The sequence below is a fragment of the Williamsia sp. Y853 genome (assembly GCF_056786495.1).
Map to the genome: position 1 here is coordinate 111,926 of NZ_JBXCJC010000005.1, position 15,224 is coordinate 127,149.

At 65.5% G+C, this 15,224-nt stretch carries 7 protein-coding genes; 1 reads left to right on the forward strand and 6 read right to left on the reverse strand.

The annotated features are described in order from the left end of the window. The 5 genes from AC1TPF_RS25130 to AC1TPF_RS25150 all read right to left on the reverse strand — a co-directional run bounded on the left by AC1TPF_RS25130 (position 1) and on the right by AC1TPF_RS25150 (position 13,637). Positions 1-4,437, reverse strand: a complete 4,437-nt coding sequence (locus AC1TPF_RS25130) for a hypothetical protein (RefSeq protein WP_482145633.1) — start codon at positions 4,435-4,437, stop codon at positions 1-3. Continuing rightward, entirely contained in the window at positions 4,437-7,652 is a 3,216-nt protein-coding gene (locus tag AC1TPF_RS25135) for a hypothetical protein (RefSeq protein WP_482141708.1), read from the reverse strand. The genes AC1TPF_RS25130 and AC1TPF_RS25135 overlap by 1 nt, the downstream gene beginning before the upstream one ends. After that, on the reverse strand, positions 7,652-10,732 hold the full coding sequence (locus AC1TPF_RS25140) for a DUF6603 domain-containing protein (RefSeq protein WP_482141710.1): 3,081 nt from the start codon (positions 10,730-10,732) through the stop codon (positions 7,652-7,654). Before AC1TPF_RS25140 ends, AC1TPF_RS25135 begins: the two co-directional genes overlap by 1 nt. Positions 10,733-10,742: 10 nt before the next feature. Continuing rightward, positions 10,743-11,957: a M14 family zinc carboxypeptidase gene (locus AC1TPF_RS25145; protein WP_482141712.1), complete on the reverse strand. Its 1,215-nt coding sequence runs from the start codon at positions 11,955-11,957 to the stop codon at positions 10,743-10,745. Positions 11,958-13,268: 1,311 nt separating this feature from the next. Beyond that, complete coding sequence (locus tag AC1TPF_RS25150) at positions 13,269-13,637, reverse strand: VOC family protein (RefSeq protein WP_482141716.1); 369 nt, start codon at positions 13,635-13,637, stop codon at positions 13,269-13,271. A gap of 63 nt (positions 13,638-13,700) precedes the next feature. On the opposite strand from AC1TPF_RS25150, the gene AC1TPF_RS25155 reads away from it, so the two are divergent. Next, positions 13,701-14,153, forward strand: a complete 453-nt coding sequence (locus AC1TPF_RS25155) for a MarR family winged helix-turn-helix transcriptional regulator (protein WP_482141718.1) — start codon at positions 13,701-13,703, stop codon at positions 14,151-14,153. Positions 14,154-14,333: 180 nt separating this feature from the next. On the opposite strand, the gene AC1TPF_RS25160 is transcribed toward AC1TPF_RS25155, so the two are convergent. After that, a complete protein-coding gene (locus AC1TPF_RS25160; protein ID WP_482141720.1) occupies positions 14,334-15,017 on the reverse strand; it encodes a hypothetical protein in 684 nt (227 codons plus the stop codon). Positions 15,018-15,224: the final 207 nt, after the last annotated feature.

Sequence of the window (15,224 nt, forward strand, 5' to 3'; positions counted from 1 at the left end):
TCAGCTCTTTTCTGCGACGTGGGTCAGTATGGCTTCTTTGACGCCCGCGTTCATCACCAGCCGGGCGACGTCCAGCACCGGTTCGCCCTGCAGCGACCAGTCCTGCACGTAGGCGGCCGGAAGCAGCCGGCCGGCCAGCGGAAGCCGTTCCAGGGTGACCGCGCGTTCCTGTGCGAGCGCGTAGGTATCGCGCAGCAGATCGATCACCTTTTCCGGCGACCACGGCGCGTCGTCCGGACTCACCGCGAGCAACAGGACTTGCGGCGCACGGGCGTTGGGGCCGTTGGCATTGACCGCGAGTCCGGCGGTGCCGACTTCCTGCAGCGCACCGGTCGGCTCTCCGGTGGCCTGGTCGCGCACGGATACTCGTCGGGGCACCACGTCGGTCCATTCGTCGACGACAAACCCGGCAAGCCGTCCCGGTACCGCATCCGCAGTCGTCTCGACAACAAACCCGGTCACTGAAACATCCGGAGGCAGAGTATCTTTGCCGAACGGGAGGCCGATCCAGGTGCCGAAGGCGCCGTCCGGTAGTTGTCCCACGCGCAGCGGTACCCGCTGCCCCAATGCTTCTCGTAGGAGCAAGGTCTCGGTGTAGCGGGCCACTGCGGGTCGCACCCGGGCGATCCGGGTGAGCCAGGGCCGCACGTCTCGGCCGTCGGATACCTCACGATTCTCCTGCAGCACACGGACTCCGGCGGCGAGGCTCACTGCAACCGGGTCGGGGCCCTGCTCGATCACCGGCAATACCGGCAGCTTGTCGTCGAATACCTGCGAGATCACTTCGGCCAGCGCGGCCTGCGCTCGGGCATCATCTTCTGGTGGCTCTCCGTTGAATGCGGTGAGCAGTGCATCGGCCGCCGCGAACCGTCGTTGCGCTCCGGCGTTCAACCCACCTATGTGTGCCGCGAGTTCGTTGTCCGGCAGAATTGTCGGGTCACCAGACATACCCAGTCCGAACAGGGCGAAGGCGTCCACTCGGGCGATGGGTTCTTCAACGGCGTCGATGAGCGCCCCGAGCGCGGTCACCGCGGCCTCGGCGCGCGTATGAAGGTCGGCGAGATCAATGGTCCGACGTTGTGTGGTGCTCGTCGATCCGGCCTCCCCGGGTGGCACCAGGTCCTCGGGCCCGAGGGCGCGGGTTCCCACGATCAGATTCCGGAGGGAACCGGCGAGCGACCATGCCTCCGTGAAGATCAGGGCGTTCGCGGGGAGTCCGGCCGGACGGACCGGTTCGGGCTCGACAGCGAGACCGGGTAGGCGCCGACGAAGAAGTGCCCAGAACGGTGCAGGGTTGTTGCCTGCTGCGACAAGGAAGTCGAGGGCACAGAGGTGTGCGTCCGCGAGGGTGATTCCGGGCCCGAGCACGATCAGATCGGCTCGCCCGAACCCCTCGCGGGCCCACATCTCCCAGGCGGGGTGGGCTTTTGCGCGGGCCGCGACCGCCCAGCCATCGACAACGCTAACAGCACCATCGGGCACCCCCACAAGGATTCGATGTGTCAGGCCGACACCCGAGCGCGGTGTCTTCACGACATCGGGGATCGGGGGCATGCCATCGCCGGAGAGTGCATCCATCGCGGCGGCCGCCCGCGGCGCAGACCCGAGCACGAGTTGATGCACCGACTCGGCGAGCAGCAGGTCGGCGATCGCGTCGTGCAACCGGTCGAGCCGCTCGATCGCGGCGCTCACCGCCGCGATCTCGTCGGGAGTCGGGAGTGCCCAGTTCACGATGTAGTTCTTGTAAGCGGCGGGAGGTGTGTTGAGCCGGGCGAGTACCGAATCCGGGTCGGCCCGAAACAGTTCCAGCAGGCGGAGCCCATCGGTCACCTCGGAGGCGGCGATCGACTCCAGCGATTCCGGGACCGGGGTACCCGCGGGAGCCCGGTCGGTCGCCTTCGCGGCGACAATCGGTGCAAGCGATCGCAGGCAATAGATGAACCGATCCAGTGCGTGACCCTCCGGCGTCCGGATGTGTAGCCACTGCTCCAACCGATACCCGAGCAGTGCCCCCATCGGTTGACCGGACCGAATTCCGTCGAGCACCGACATCGCTGCGCGCGTTCGGGTACTGGACAGGTCGATGTTCAACGCCGAACGGCCCGTGTCGCCGGGATCGTGGGTGAGATGCGCGCCGCGCAGTACGGCAGCCGTCGCCGCGTGGGCAGGGCTCGGGGCAAGGATGTGGCCGCCGTCGCGCGATGCCTGGAACACCGGTCCCTCCAGGCCGGGCACGTCGACAGTAACCGGCGGCGCCAAGTCGAATCCGTCGGCCCAGCCGTAGGCGCCGACGACGATTCCCCGGACCCCACTCGTGCGGGCGGCAGTGAGCCGACGAGCGGCCAGGGAAGTCAGCCAGGCGTCGAGTCGGTGCGAGGTGCAGTCAAGGGTGCCGGACAGGAACAGCGTACGGTCAGTGATGCTCTCGATCCCGGCAATGGTCGTGATGGCAGCGCGAATTTCACTGAACCGCTGGGCAGCCCGAAGTGCTGCGGCCGCTGCACGCACACCTTCGATGACATCGCCGATGGCCTCCGTGAGGTGCGGGCGCAGCGAGACGATCGGGAAGCGGGCCGCGAACCGTGTCGGCTCGAACGGGCCGACGTAACTTTCCAGGGCAGACGCAGCATCCCGGTAGAGCTCACGCTCATCCCAGGACCGATCCGAGAGGCGTTGTAGAGCAGCAAGTCCCAGGTCGATCGCGTCTTGGCTGACAAAATCTTGGGCGGCACCCAGCCGGATCTGTAACTGCTGCAGCCGTTCCCGCACGAAAAACTCTTCTACCTCGTGACGGGATTTTGCCTCGGCGAGTCCGAGTAGTGCCTGCAGGACACTGTGTACCTCGGGGAGCTGTTCGATCCGCAGGATCGCTGAACAGAAGTCGGCGTCGCTGTCATGTGCCATCGGCAACGCCAGGTTGCGGGTGGATTTCCCGAGTAGGTCGGGCGGCACAAAAACACCGGGGGTGGTGCCGATAAGAGTCTCGATGGCCACGGTGACCGCATGTTGCGCCGCCGAGTTGGCTGCGGTCCCGAGGTTGGGCGTGATCGGTTTGGCCGTCTGCGCGTCGACGGCGCTACGCACTCGTAGGCCGCGCGAGAGCGGCGTGTGACCGAGGATGTGCGGTAGGTCCTTCTCGAGATCGCCCGAGGTCACCGTCGGCACCGAGTGAGCGGCCTGCGTCCACAGCGGCCGGATTCGTGACAGCAGCGCAGCCAGCGACTGGTCGATGTAGTCGCCTGCTCGGGGCTTCCACCACGCCCCGTGTGTGGTGGCGGGAAGAATTCCATAGGGTTGCTTGCCGATTCGCATCGTCGGCAGCGGACCGAGCCCCCGCACATGTGCGGCTGCATGCTCACGCACGGTTTCGCGAGCTGCCGCGGGTACCGCGCCGCTTGCCGCATTCGGGGTCAGGGATTTGTCGAGGAATGTTCCCCACGTGATCGGCCACAGCGCGGTGGCAAACGCCGCCGCCGTCGCCTGGTCGGTGCGGTTCGCGTCATCGAGTCCGATCAGGTCGGTGGGACTGATGCCGAACGCGGTGGCCAGCACCTGGGCGTTGGCCGCCGGATCCGGCGACGCGACGCCGATCGGTGGTTCACCCGGCGTCCGGGCAGCACGACTCCATGCCGACTTCGAGGAGGCGGTGTTGTTGGTGACCGTCCCCGGTGCGACAAACGCGAGTCCGTCGCCGAATGCGTGTGCACGCAACAGATGTGCGAGCTCGTCGGCCGTCGACTCGGGTGATTCTGCAGCACGTACACCGATCACGTACAGCCGGTCGATGCGCGCGAACGGATCGGTCAGCGGCACCGTCACGGCCATACCTGCGGCTTCGGCGGCGTCGTAGTCGGTGAGCCAAGCGATGTCGGGATCCGGCTCGATGCCCGGTTGCCCCCGCAGGCTGTCGACCATCGCACCGAGCTTCTCTGTCGCGCCGGGCTTTCGCAGATCCAATCCGGGGCCCAGCGCGAGGCCTTCGCGTGCGATCGGTGCGCCGGGAGTTGACGTCCGGACACCGGCTTGATCAACCACGACGCGAAAACAGTCCGGCAGCAACCGCGCCCACACACCGTTGACGTCCGGCGCATCGGGGACATCCGGGAACTCCGGCGGATCGTCCGGCCGGGCAGCGAGATTCACCGGCGTCAGGGCCGCCGCGACCCAGGCCGCCCGCCGCGCACCGATTGCACCGACCAGTCCGGTCCACGGGTCGGAGGCATTGACCGGTCGATCGACAGGCCAACGTTCTTGCCAGTAACGGACGCCTGCCACGCGTTCGTCGGGGTTCACTGCGGTATCGAGCATGTCGACATGGACGTCGTCGGGATAGATCCGTACGCGCAGCGCGGTGCGATCCGGCGTTGAACGGGTTTCGATTCGCACTGGCAGCAACAGCATTGGTACGGCCGGATCCACGGCTTCCCAGTTGTCCATCACCGCACCTTGTCCATGATGTCGGTGGCCGCGAACGCCGCCCGCGATGGTTGCTGGAACAGCAACCATGCCAGGAACGCCGCATCGGGCCGATAGCCGCCAGTCACATCGATCTTCACCCGAGGTGTGGTGGTTAGCAGGAACCCGTTGGCGTCTTGCATGAGATCACCCCATTGCAGGTCGTCGCGTTTCACCAAGGCCCCGTCGGGATGTTTGGCGGCCGGTTCGTCCACTTCGTCGAGCCCGAATCGTGGCTCACCGATGTGCTCGCTGAGAGTGAACCAGTAGGCGCCGGCCATCCCGGGTGGCGGCGCGGCCACATCGGCTGCTTTGAGATCGAAACCGATGAGCAGCAGGTCGGGGTCGAGGTGGAGGCGGAACAGCGTCTTCGCCGGATCCTTGGCGAACACCGTGGGCGGATCGGCATCAGCTGTCTGCTTGACGGCATGCGCGAGGACATTCGGATACCGCCGGATCAGTTCGCCGCGCACGAGCAGAACGAGTGCGCCGGCGAACTTTTCGTCGATGTGCTCGCCGAGCGACTGGTCGTCCAGGGCGTGGACGGGAGCCAGAAGTTCGGCTGCCGGCGTCCAGAACGAGTAGAAGGACGTCGCGCGCCCGTCGGTCGGGTACCCCCGCCACACCAGTTCGCGAGCGAATTCGGTGTTGGCGCCGATCAAGAATGCCTCGGCAAAGCGGGCGTTGGTCTGTAGCAGTGTCACCATCTCGTGCGGTTTCATCGCGCCAACACCTGGCATCAACCATTCCCGGTCATACCGGTCGAGCGCCTCATACATCGGGTGGGCGAAGCGTGGTGCGGCCAGCACCTGTTCGATTCTTTTGTCCCCGAACCAGTCTCGCGGTAGCCACGGCGGCCAGAGGTTGGGCGCAGGTAGCCGGGCGAGTACGCGTCGCGTGAGTGTTTCCTTCGGGTCGAGCTTGCCCAGCAGGTCGAGGCTGCCCACGGCGAAGTTGCTGCGGTCGATGTCGCGCAATCCGCCGGGACGGGTCAGGCCGTCGGACAACAACCGGTAGTCGTCGGCGAGGCCACGCGGCTCACTGTGGCGGATGGCGACGAGCAGCACATCGATCACCTCGGGGTCGGCGGCGACTTCAACCGGGAAACCGGCCTCGCGGGCCCATTCCGCCACCGCGCGGGCGTAGGACTCCACCTCGTTGACAGTGACCAGGGCCAAACCGTCACCCACCGAACGTCCGATGCCGGTGCGGGCAGCAGTCGATGCCTGCACGATCCAGTCGGTCTGGCCGAATCGTTGTCCGACGTCGAGAACTGCGAACAGTTGACGCAGGATGTCGCCGACACCGGCGGCCGCATCACGGTTCCGCTCCATCTCGTCGCGGGTCGGGAGTGCGGCGAGCAGGGCATCGAGCATGGTGGCCACAACATCTCGGGCGATGTCGGGTGGGTCGCCTTCGAGCAGGTCCGACAGTGATCCGTCGTCGGCGGCGGCGGTCAGCGCGTCGGGGAGGGCGGGTTCGGCCAACCCGGCGGCGACCAGGTCGCCGAGACCGGGAGGGAGGAGTTCCAGACCGGCGGGGTGCAGGTCAGTCACTCCGTCGGGATCGGCATAGGTGCGGACCCAATTGCGGGCGTTGCCTTCATCGTCGGTGACCAGGCGGCGCACTGCCCGCGCACGGGATACCGCGGGCAATTCGCCGTCGGGCGACCGCACGAACCGGGTGATCTTGCCGCGTGGTGCCGCGAGTCGCCGCAAGATCCCGGCCACCGCGCCGCTGGGCAGCACACTCGCCCCGATGTGCGCGCTCAGCGTTGTGCCCGGTTCAGCCAGAATCCGGCTCGACACCCGCTGCGTCACGGCGAGCAGGTTTGCCGCGTCGAAGCCGCCGAGGTGGCGACGGTGCAGCGATTGGGCTGTGTAGCGGGCGAATTGGGCCAACCGCAGCGCGCGGTTCGCGTCCTCGACCCCGGCCACCTGCGCCCACGCACTGGCCATCAGGGATTCCTGATCCATCTGAACGACACGGGTGCCCAGGCCCGCCACGATGCGGTCGGCCGGGTCGAGGTTGAGATCGCGAAACCAGGACGCCGGTGCGTCCGGGACCCGCGAGCGTGCGGTGTGCGCGCCCGCGTAGATCGGGGGACCAACAGCTGGGTCGTCAGCGGCGGGGGCGCCGAACTTGTGCTCGGCGGCGGCTTCGAGTTGGTGGCGCAGGTGGTCGGTGGTGCCGGTCGGCCAGTGCTTGCCGTCGGAGTTGGGCGCGTTGGGCCGGGTGAGCGCGCCCCGGACCCGCCGGTCGCCGCCTTCCGCATCGGCGGGGACAACAGGAATGCCGTTTCCGGGGTGAGTGGCATCGACGCGGCGCTCGCCGACCGAGCCTGTCGCCATCACCGGCCACAATCGTTCGGCGAGGGTTTCGAAGTCACCGTTCGGGCCCGTCGAGAAGGTCCAATGGTCGTAGACCGGCAGTGTGACCACACCACCCGCGCCGTCGCCCCAGGCGTACGCCAGCGTTTGTTCAGTGGGTTCATTGCCGAGCCCCGCCTGCGCGCCGACCTTGAAAGTCGGCACCACACAGGCGATCCAGTTCCGGAATGCCGGTAACTGACGCGGGGCGACAAGACGGGACAGATTTGCCAACGGTGTGGCGGGCGCGAGGCGTTGCGCAATGGTTTGTGCCGCAGCGATTTTGCCGATCACCTGCGCGTGCGCCCACGCCCAGGCCTCGCCGGTCGGCGGAAGTTCGGAACGTGGAGTCGTCAACACCGGAAGCCCACCCGACGTGGTGGTGACGACCTTGGAGACTGCCGCATCGACGACCACCAGACGCAGCCACGGCGGCAGGTGCCCGTTCGTATCCGGCCCAGCCGGCGTGAATTGCCATGGCAGGTCGGGCGCATCGAATTCGATGTGTGCGATGTCGCTCGGTTCGGCATTGGCGGTGCCGGGTTCTGGGTACCTCCGGATCACCTGCTTTCCGATCAGCGACGCCACCGCGCCCGGACCACGCAGGCGCAGCGTCACTTCGGCGTTGTCGGTCCCGGCCGCGGCGACCACCGGCACCCGCAGGGCCACCTTTGCCGTGGCGGGTGCGGTGGGACTGAACGGATGGCGCAATGCGGCGGCGATACCGGTGCGGTAGTGCGGCAGCAGCGTGTAGGAGTCGAAGACGAGCTTTTCGGGTTCGATCGGCAGGTGTACGCGAAAGGCGTCCGCCACGATTTTTCCGGCCATCAGGCGCCTCCGAGTGCGACAACTTGCAGGGCTGCGGGGGCGGCGGCCGCCGCCGCTTCGGCATGGGTCCAGGTCATGACCGCACTCGAAACCCCCGCCACCACAGTGAGGTCGCTGCGACTGCGAACAACGGCCTGGTCGGACCCTGCCATGGGCAGACCGGGCGACAGGGTGGCGTAGCGGTCGCCGGCCCGCAGATTGCTGTGTCCGGCCGCGGTTGCGTACGCCGCGAGCACGGCGTCGGCGCCAGTCAAGGTGTACAGCTCGGTCGTGAACCGCTTGCGTGGCCGATGCGGATACGAGGTCTCGTATCGCAGATCCGCCTCGACTGCTCCCGCCGCCGGATCGGCCACACCCTGCGGATCGATCCTGAGCCCCGCCGGGAACTGCTCGAACGAGGGCCGGCGCAGCTGCTGGTCGTCGGACAGATCGAGATACTGGCCTGCGGCGAACCGATCGGCGACCGGTGACCGGGCCGCCCCGGTGAGTGCGCCACCTCCACTGACATCTTCGAAAACTGGCTCGCCCAAACTGATTCGATGTTCGCCGTCAACAACCGGGCTGGCACCGACGCGGGCGATGTCCGTATCCAACGGCACCGCCGACTGCAGTCCTTGAAGCAGCGACCACGGTTCGACCGGAAGACCGTCGGAGGGGCCGGCCGGTAATTCGTGCAGGTGGACCGGTTGCTCCCGACCGGGTGCCGGGGCGGCCCGCCACGCCGCTTCCTTCGCCAGTGCGTCGCGAACGAGCTTGCGCGGCGATACCTTCGCCGGTTCGGTGGCCGGGTCGTCACCCCAGGTGATCGGGCCGACATCGAGGCTCACGTCGGGCAGCGGCCACGGCAGACACACCTCTCCGGTGCCCCAGGCCTTCCACGGACCGGGTCCTTCGAGGTGCAGGTGCAGGTCGATCGACGCCAGGGTGAGCCCGAAGACCCGAACGCACACTCCGGCTTCCACATCGACCAGGAACCCGAATCGGGGAGCGAACCGGATCAGCGCGTCGAGTCCGACATATCCGAACACGCCGGTGTCGCCGATCGCGATGGCCACCTGCAGATGCCCGCCGAACTGCACCGAATTGCTGGTGATCGCCACATAGGCTTCGAGCCGCAATTGCAGCCCGGGAGGGGAGAGCTCGGCATTGAGACGTTGGAGTGATGCCAGCTCGCTGGGCGGGTCATAGCGTGGGTGGAAGCCACCCGCCGACAGAGCGAATGTTGCGTCGTCTCCGAACCGGAGCAGCAGGCCGACATCACCGCCGATGCCGAAGAACCCGATCCGCGATCCGGACAGGCTGGCGATCACCAGGATTCGGTCTGCCGAGAACTCGCCGTACACTTCCGCCCGCAGGTCGATCAGCGCCAGTTCGGGCAGCGGAATCGCCATCCGCAAACGACCAAGGAGCAGGACCTTCGTGTCGGGAAGCGAGAGGATCAGCGCCAATTCGGCGGTGACAAAGGAAATCGGACGGCCCCAACCGAGTTTCACCATCGGACCGATCACGAATCCGTCCTTGGTGGGCGGGAACACCGAGGACAAGGTGTCCAGGATTGTCGGTGCGGCGCCGACCGGATCACTCGGGAACAGCAGATTGGCCAGCGCGCCGGTTCGCAGGCCGGCACGCAAGGCCTCGGTATTGGCAGCCACCTCGATACCGACGATGCCGCCGACCCCGTTGAGCGTGAACAACAGTCCCAGTTCGACGGGTGGGTTGATTTCCACCGACATCACCACGACGATGGAGAATCCGCCGGGTTTGTCGGTGATCACGCCGAATGCCTTGACGTCCACCGGACCTATCCGCAACTGCAACGCACCGCCGTAGCGAGTCCAGTCGGGATGTCCGGGGACGCTGCGTATGTCGAGGTATCCGCCGCCTCGCACCGGACCGGCATCGAGCACAACACCGAATCCGGTCGGCAGCTTGGCCGTCGCATCCTGCAGCGGATGCGGGTTCGCGGGGTCGATGACAAACCGCAATCCGGCCCCATCCACCGTGAGCTGGAGCGGTGGTCCGAGATTGCCCTGGATCATTGCGACCAGGTCGAACACCAGCCGTTCCCCGTCACGCCCGAAATCCAGTGCGAGCCCTTTGACTTTGATCGGCCCGGCTTGCGGACGCGCGGGCAGGGCGATTCGTCCCTGCGTCGCGCCGCCGATCGTGACGCCGGATGTGCTGTCGACCGTGACCGCGATATCGGCGGCCACGCCACTTCCGGCCAGGCCGATGGCCGACAGCAGTTCACCTGCCCCCGGAATCGAGATACGCGCCCCGGTCACTGTGACAGTCACACCAAGCGCCGGTGGGGCGCCCCGAAACCGGAGTCCGGCAGCGAGTTCCACCGAGTCGGCGCCGATTCCGACGATGTCGGGGCTGTTGACGCGCACCGAATACCCGAGCGTGCCGCTGCTTGCGGTGAGCGCGCCGGGGCCGGCAGGCAGGCCGAGTTGGCTGAGAATGCCGACGCCGGGGAGGGCGACGGCGAAGGTCTCGGTCAGGAGGGCCGCGAGATTTCCTCCCAGTTTGATGGCAGCGGTGTCGAGTGCACCGATCGCCGAGGCCAAAGGTGCGATCGCGGCGCGGATGAAATTGGGATTCGGGTGGAGTAGGCCGTCTTCGAGGACTGCGGAGAACTTGTCGATCGAGAGGAGTGCATCGGAATGGTCCCCGGCGATGGTTGCGCCGCCACCGGCAGCACCGAGCTTTGCGGCCAAGCTGTCTACCGAGGCGAGTGCGTCGATCGCGAAGGCATTCAGCCGCTCTCGAACGAAAATAAGGGCCGATCGAAGTAACTCGGCAGAGAACTCGCCTCGGATCCGGACATCGGCCGGTATCGGTCCGGTGCCGACCTGACCTCGAGCGGCCTCGAGTTTCGTTCCGGTGGTTGCGGCATCAGCGAGCAGGGTCACCTGCATCCCTTCGGCGGTGAGCGCCGCGCGGACGTTGTCGTCGAGATATGCGACCACAAACCATGTGCCCGAGTCACCGGATTCACCGCCGATGAGGTTCACCCCGGATCGCCCACGCAGCGTCGCGAGCTGGCCGTCGGTGCCGCGAACGATCACTTTCTCCATGGCGTGCTCCTCAGAGGAGGGCTCGGAACAGCCCGAACAAGCCGGCGTGGATCTCCCGCTCGATTTTCGGAAACTGTTTGGTGAAATGCGGAAAGAATCCACCGTCGGATTCGTCCGGATTGTTTTCATTCTGGCCGGCATCGAGACCGCATTCGATCGTGAACGCGACACACTCGGGCATGTCTTGATCGACGAATTGTCGGCTGAACACAAAGTCGTCTGCGCAGCCGACAAAGGTCTCCTTCGGCAGGATCCCGGTGTCCACTGTCTGCGACACCGCATACTTCGACCGATTCTTTGCGATCGGCGAACTTCCCGCCGACGCCAGGATCTCGGCAGACATGATGCCCGCCAAGGTGCGGAGTCGCTGATGCAGTTGGGTCGGGATGAACTCGCCGTAGACGGAGCCGAGTAGCCCGTCGCGACCGCTCGTCGGCTGATTCGGGAAGTGGTTCAGTGCGGCCTCGTCGAACCGCTGGGTTGCATCTGCCTCCTGGTTGCGGTCGAGCCCCCATGGGTAGGTGATGCTGCGCCCGCTCATGTGCACATCGACAAATGCCTGCACTTTGCGGTCGGTGGCGAGGGTGACGATGTTCTGCGTCTCGATCTCTGATCCGGGGCTCGGACCCTTGTATATCTGGACCTCGCACGGGTTCTCCGAGACCGCGGCTTTTGCTGCTGCTGCCGGATTGTAGAAATCGCGATGGAACCAGGCGATGGGGAAGTTCCGGTTGAGGTCGACCCCGACGCACGCTGCGTTCGTCGGTGATACCCGGCGGTTCTTCCGCCACAGCTGGTTGGCAGGGGTGCTCGCCTGGAGGCTGAAGTCGCGGCCATCGGGATTGATCAGCGGCACGAAGATCAACTCGAGCTTGTCGAACATTCTGGCGACGTCGGCGGACGCGATCGTGTAGTTGGGGTCGCTGTAGGGGACACCGCCGCTGACGAACTCGGGATAGACGATGTCGGTATTCAAAGCCCGACTGTTGAGTAGCCGCGTAGCCAGTCCGATCAGAGCGTCCGGCGGTGCCCATTCGCGGGCGTGTGCGCCGCCGATCACGAGGACCGGAATCCGGTCCTGAACGGCTGGATCATGAAGTACGACAACGTTAACCGGATTGCCGCCGACCGTCGCGGTCAGCTGACTCATGGTGCAGAGCGTAGGGAACGTTGTGGCGAGACCAGTGAGCGCCTCGGTGACCTGGAATGCGGTCAAGTATCCCATCGGGTTCCTCGATCGTTGGCGTGAAAGACCGGACGACTATTCGAGATGCTATGTACGCTATACCGTCGCGGGGCGTTCTACCTGAGTAGTCGACTACTCGTGTAAAAGACGTCAACTTCGTGGCCGCGGCAGGTAGTCGGCTATCCGAGGTGATGTCGCTAAGCACACTCGATTGAGGAAATCGCTGGGAATTCGTGGGACGGATCCCCCCGCCGCCTATTGCATTGTTGGACACGGTATTGAATGGCCATCCGATATTCCTCAGCGTTCATACCAGTCAGAAGGTCACCGGCGGCCTCAGCGCGGTTGTGGTGGTGAGGGTGGGGGCGGGTTTTCTTCACCTGGGGTTGGGATTGGGAACGTGAGCGTAGGCGAGGTCGACGTCGAGGTCGGTGGTGACACGAGTTGTTCCTGCATTGCGACGGGGAAGGCGAGTATGGCGTTGAGAGCGCCGATATTTGGACCTCCGCATTCATCGAGCGGATAGCGAGGGATCAAACCTTGGCCGCTGGCGTCGATCAGCCATAGCTCGGGCAATGCGATCAGCGAGTAGTCGCAGCTTTCCCTCTTGCGGTCCCTGCCATTCAAAGCGCTGACTGCGTCGGTGAAGTCTCCGCGATATCGCGATGCAAGGTAGGGAGCGCCGGGATTGTTGCGGGGATTCCCTTCGGCCTTCGCCCCGCACACCAAGGCCTCAATCGGCACGAAGTCAGGGGGTAACCGCGATGGCTCCGGCGGTGTATCTCCCAAGCAGTTTGGAGGTTGCAACTGCACTGGAGTTGCTGGTGGAGATTCCACGTACTGTGCACATCCCACCAGCAGCGATGCCGCTGCCGTCACTGGAAGCGCAATGCCGAGCCACCTCACGAGCGTAGACGCTGCGTTGTGGGGCGTGGCTCGGCGTCGCTCTGTCGAACGCGGTCAACCTGGTAGCGATCGTTCCTTTCGACAGTACGCGTGGACGGCATAGCCCCAGTGTCACCTACTGACGTCGATTAGGCGTGCTGCTCAATCCCTCCGAGTCCGTTATGAGAGCGAATGGTCCATCGGCGGGCATGTCGAACCGCGACTGCCTGGGAGGTTCGCATACGGGCTGCGCTACGTCACTGGTTACGAAATCGATTGTGCCACAACAGAGTCCTTCTAGGTGGGCGTGTTGATGTTGCGAGACGAAACCTCGACAGGGTTGTCCCCGGGGACTACCGGGCGGGGTTGGTGTGGTCGATGTGCAACGCGATCAGGGTGACGGCATCGACGCTAGCGCCGGTCGTTGCGGAGGAAGATGCTCGACACGGCGGCGGCGTTTGGCGATCAGGCGCGGTCGTGGAGGGTGATCTGGTAGCCGTCGGGGTCGGCGAAGGTGAATGTCCGACCGAAGGGTCCGTCGATCGGTGCGGAAACGATGGTGTGACCGTCGGCGACGAGAGCATCATGGATGGCCTGGACGTCTGTGGCGTGAAGCCAGATCGCGGCACCGATGCCGGGCTGGGCAACGGATGTGAGATCGGTGCCGGGAATGACGTCGCGCAGTGCAAATGCGATCGGTTTCGTCTCGAAGACGACGGCGTGCGGAGGTCCGGCCTGGGAGCGGACGAGGCCGAGGTACTGCTCGTAGAAAGCCTGCGAAGCGTTGAGGTCACGCGCTTGGAGCGAGAGGAAGTCGGGGCCGGTGGCGGGCATGATGATGCTCCTTAATTACGTGTCAGTTAGCTGACACAGAGCACGATATGTCAGGATACTGACATGAGTCAAGATGGTGTCGAGCTGGAGACGTCGCTGGGCTATCTGCTGAAAGAGGCGTCGAGCGCCCTCCGCGCAGCCATGGAGGAAGTGTTGCGCCCGTTGGGGATGAGTGTGACGCACTACTCGTGCCTCGAGCTGCTGGCTCAGCGACCGGGTTTGTCGAACTCCGAGCTTGCGCGGGGCGCGTTCGTGACACGGCAGTCGATGAACGTGCTGCTTCAGGCCCTGGAACGAGACGGCTACGTGACCAGGCCTGCAGAGGCACCCGTCGGGAAGACTCTTCCCACTCGGCTCACGCCTCGCGGCCGACGAAGCCTTGAGAAGGCGACCGTGGCGGTCCGGTCCGTCGAGGTCAGAATGTTGGCCGGCATGACCGAGACCGAGCGGTCAGGTGCGTTCCGGATCCTGCGGGGCATGATCGATTCCCTGCGCGATAGCAACGACGGTGCATAGCGTTCCCGGGCCTTCTATCCAACCCAGTTCAACGCCGACAGTAGCGATTACGTGAGCTGGGCTGTCGAGATGGGCAGTTCTTTGCGTGACCTACTGCTGGTCGGGGATCGGTGTGTCGAGGCCGCAACTCGCTGATCTGAGCTGCACAAGTACGCGACGGCGGCGAAGAAGAACGCCCCGTCAGGCGCCGCGCGTGAGATCGAAGTCGTAGCGCGACGTCGGCACCACGTCAAGGTTCCGGTCGGCACCAAAACGCGCAACGCTGTTGAGCATCAGGGTCATTCGACGACCAAGGTCGTCCTTGTCACCACCGCTGCCGTAGAACGCGTGGATGTCGCTGACAGCCGCCATCGGGAAGAGCTCTTCGACGATCCCGTCCACGCGGGGAGTGTCCTCGAGGAGCGCCCGAGTGACGACGTTCTGGACGTAACCGAAGGTGGCCTGGGTGTCGATCGCCACCTGCGTGTGGTGTCCGAGCCACCGCTCGAGCCACTCGTCGTGACCGAGCTCGGCCGGGCGCCGGAGGAACGCGATGTTGGACAACGCGTCGATCCGCGATCCGTCGGCGGGCAGCAGCGGGTCAAGCGGCGTGCGGGCCTCGACCTCCCAGGCCGCGATGGCCCCGTCGATGTCCTCCGCGAGGACGGCGAGCAACTTGTCGGGGTCTGGGGCCCAGAATGTCACCACAGCTTGGATCGGGGGATTGAGCTCGTCGATTCGCATGGCCGGTGACACCGGCTCGTCGCTGATGTTGACCTGAACACGAGTCGCACCCGACGCGGCACACCGATCGACGAGGTCAGCGGTGTTCGCCCGCGACAATCCGCCACTTCGGATCGCCACGATCACCTTCGAAGAAGTCACGATGCGTGACGGTACCCGCCATAAGCCGCGTCGGTCCGCAGTTCGTAAAAAGCCGATCCCATCGATAGTCCGGCACCGAAAAGAAGCTGCGCGAGAAGACTATCGGGCCCCCATAGTGCAGGGAGGTGCCCCACACTATGGAGCGCTGTCGATCAACGCGACCCAGTCGCCACGATCGTCCCCTCGGTTTGTGGCAGCCAGTATCGG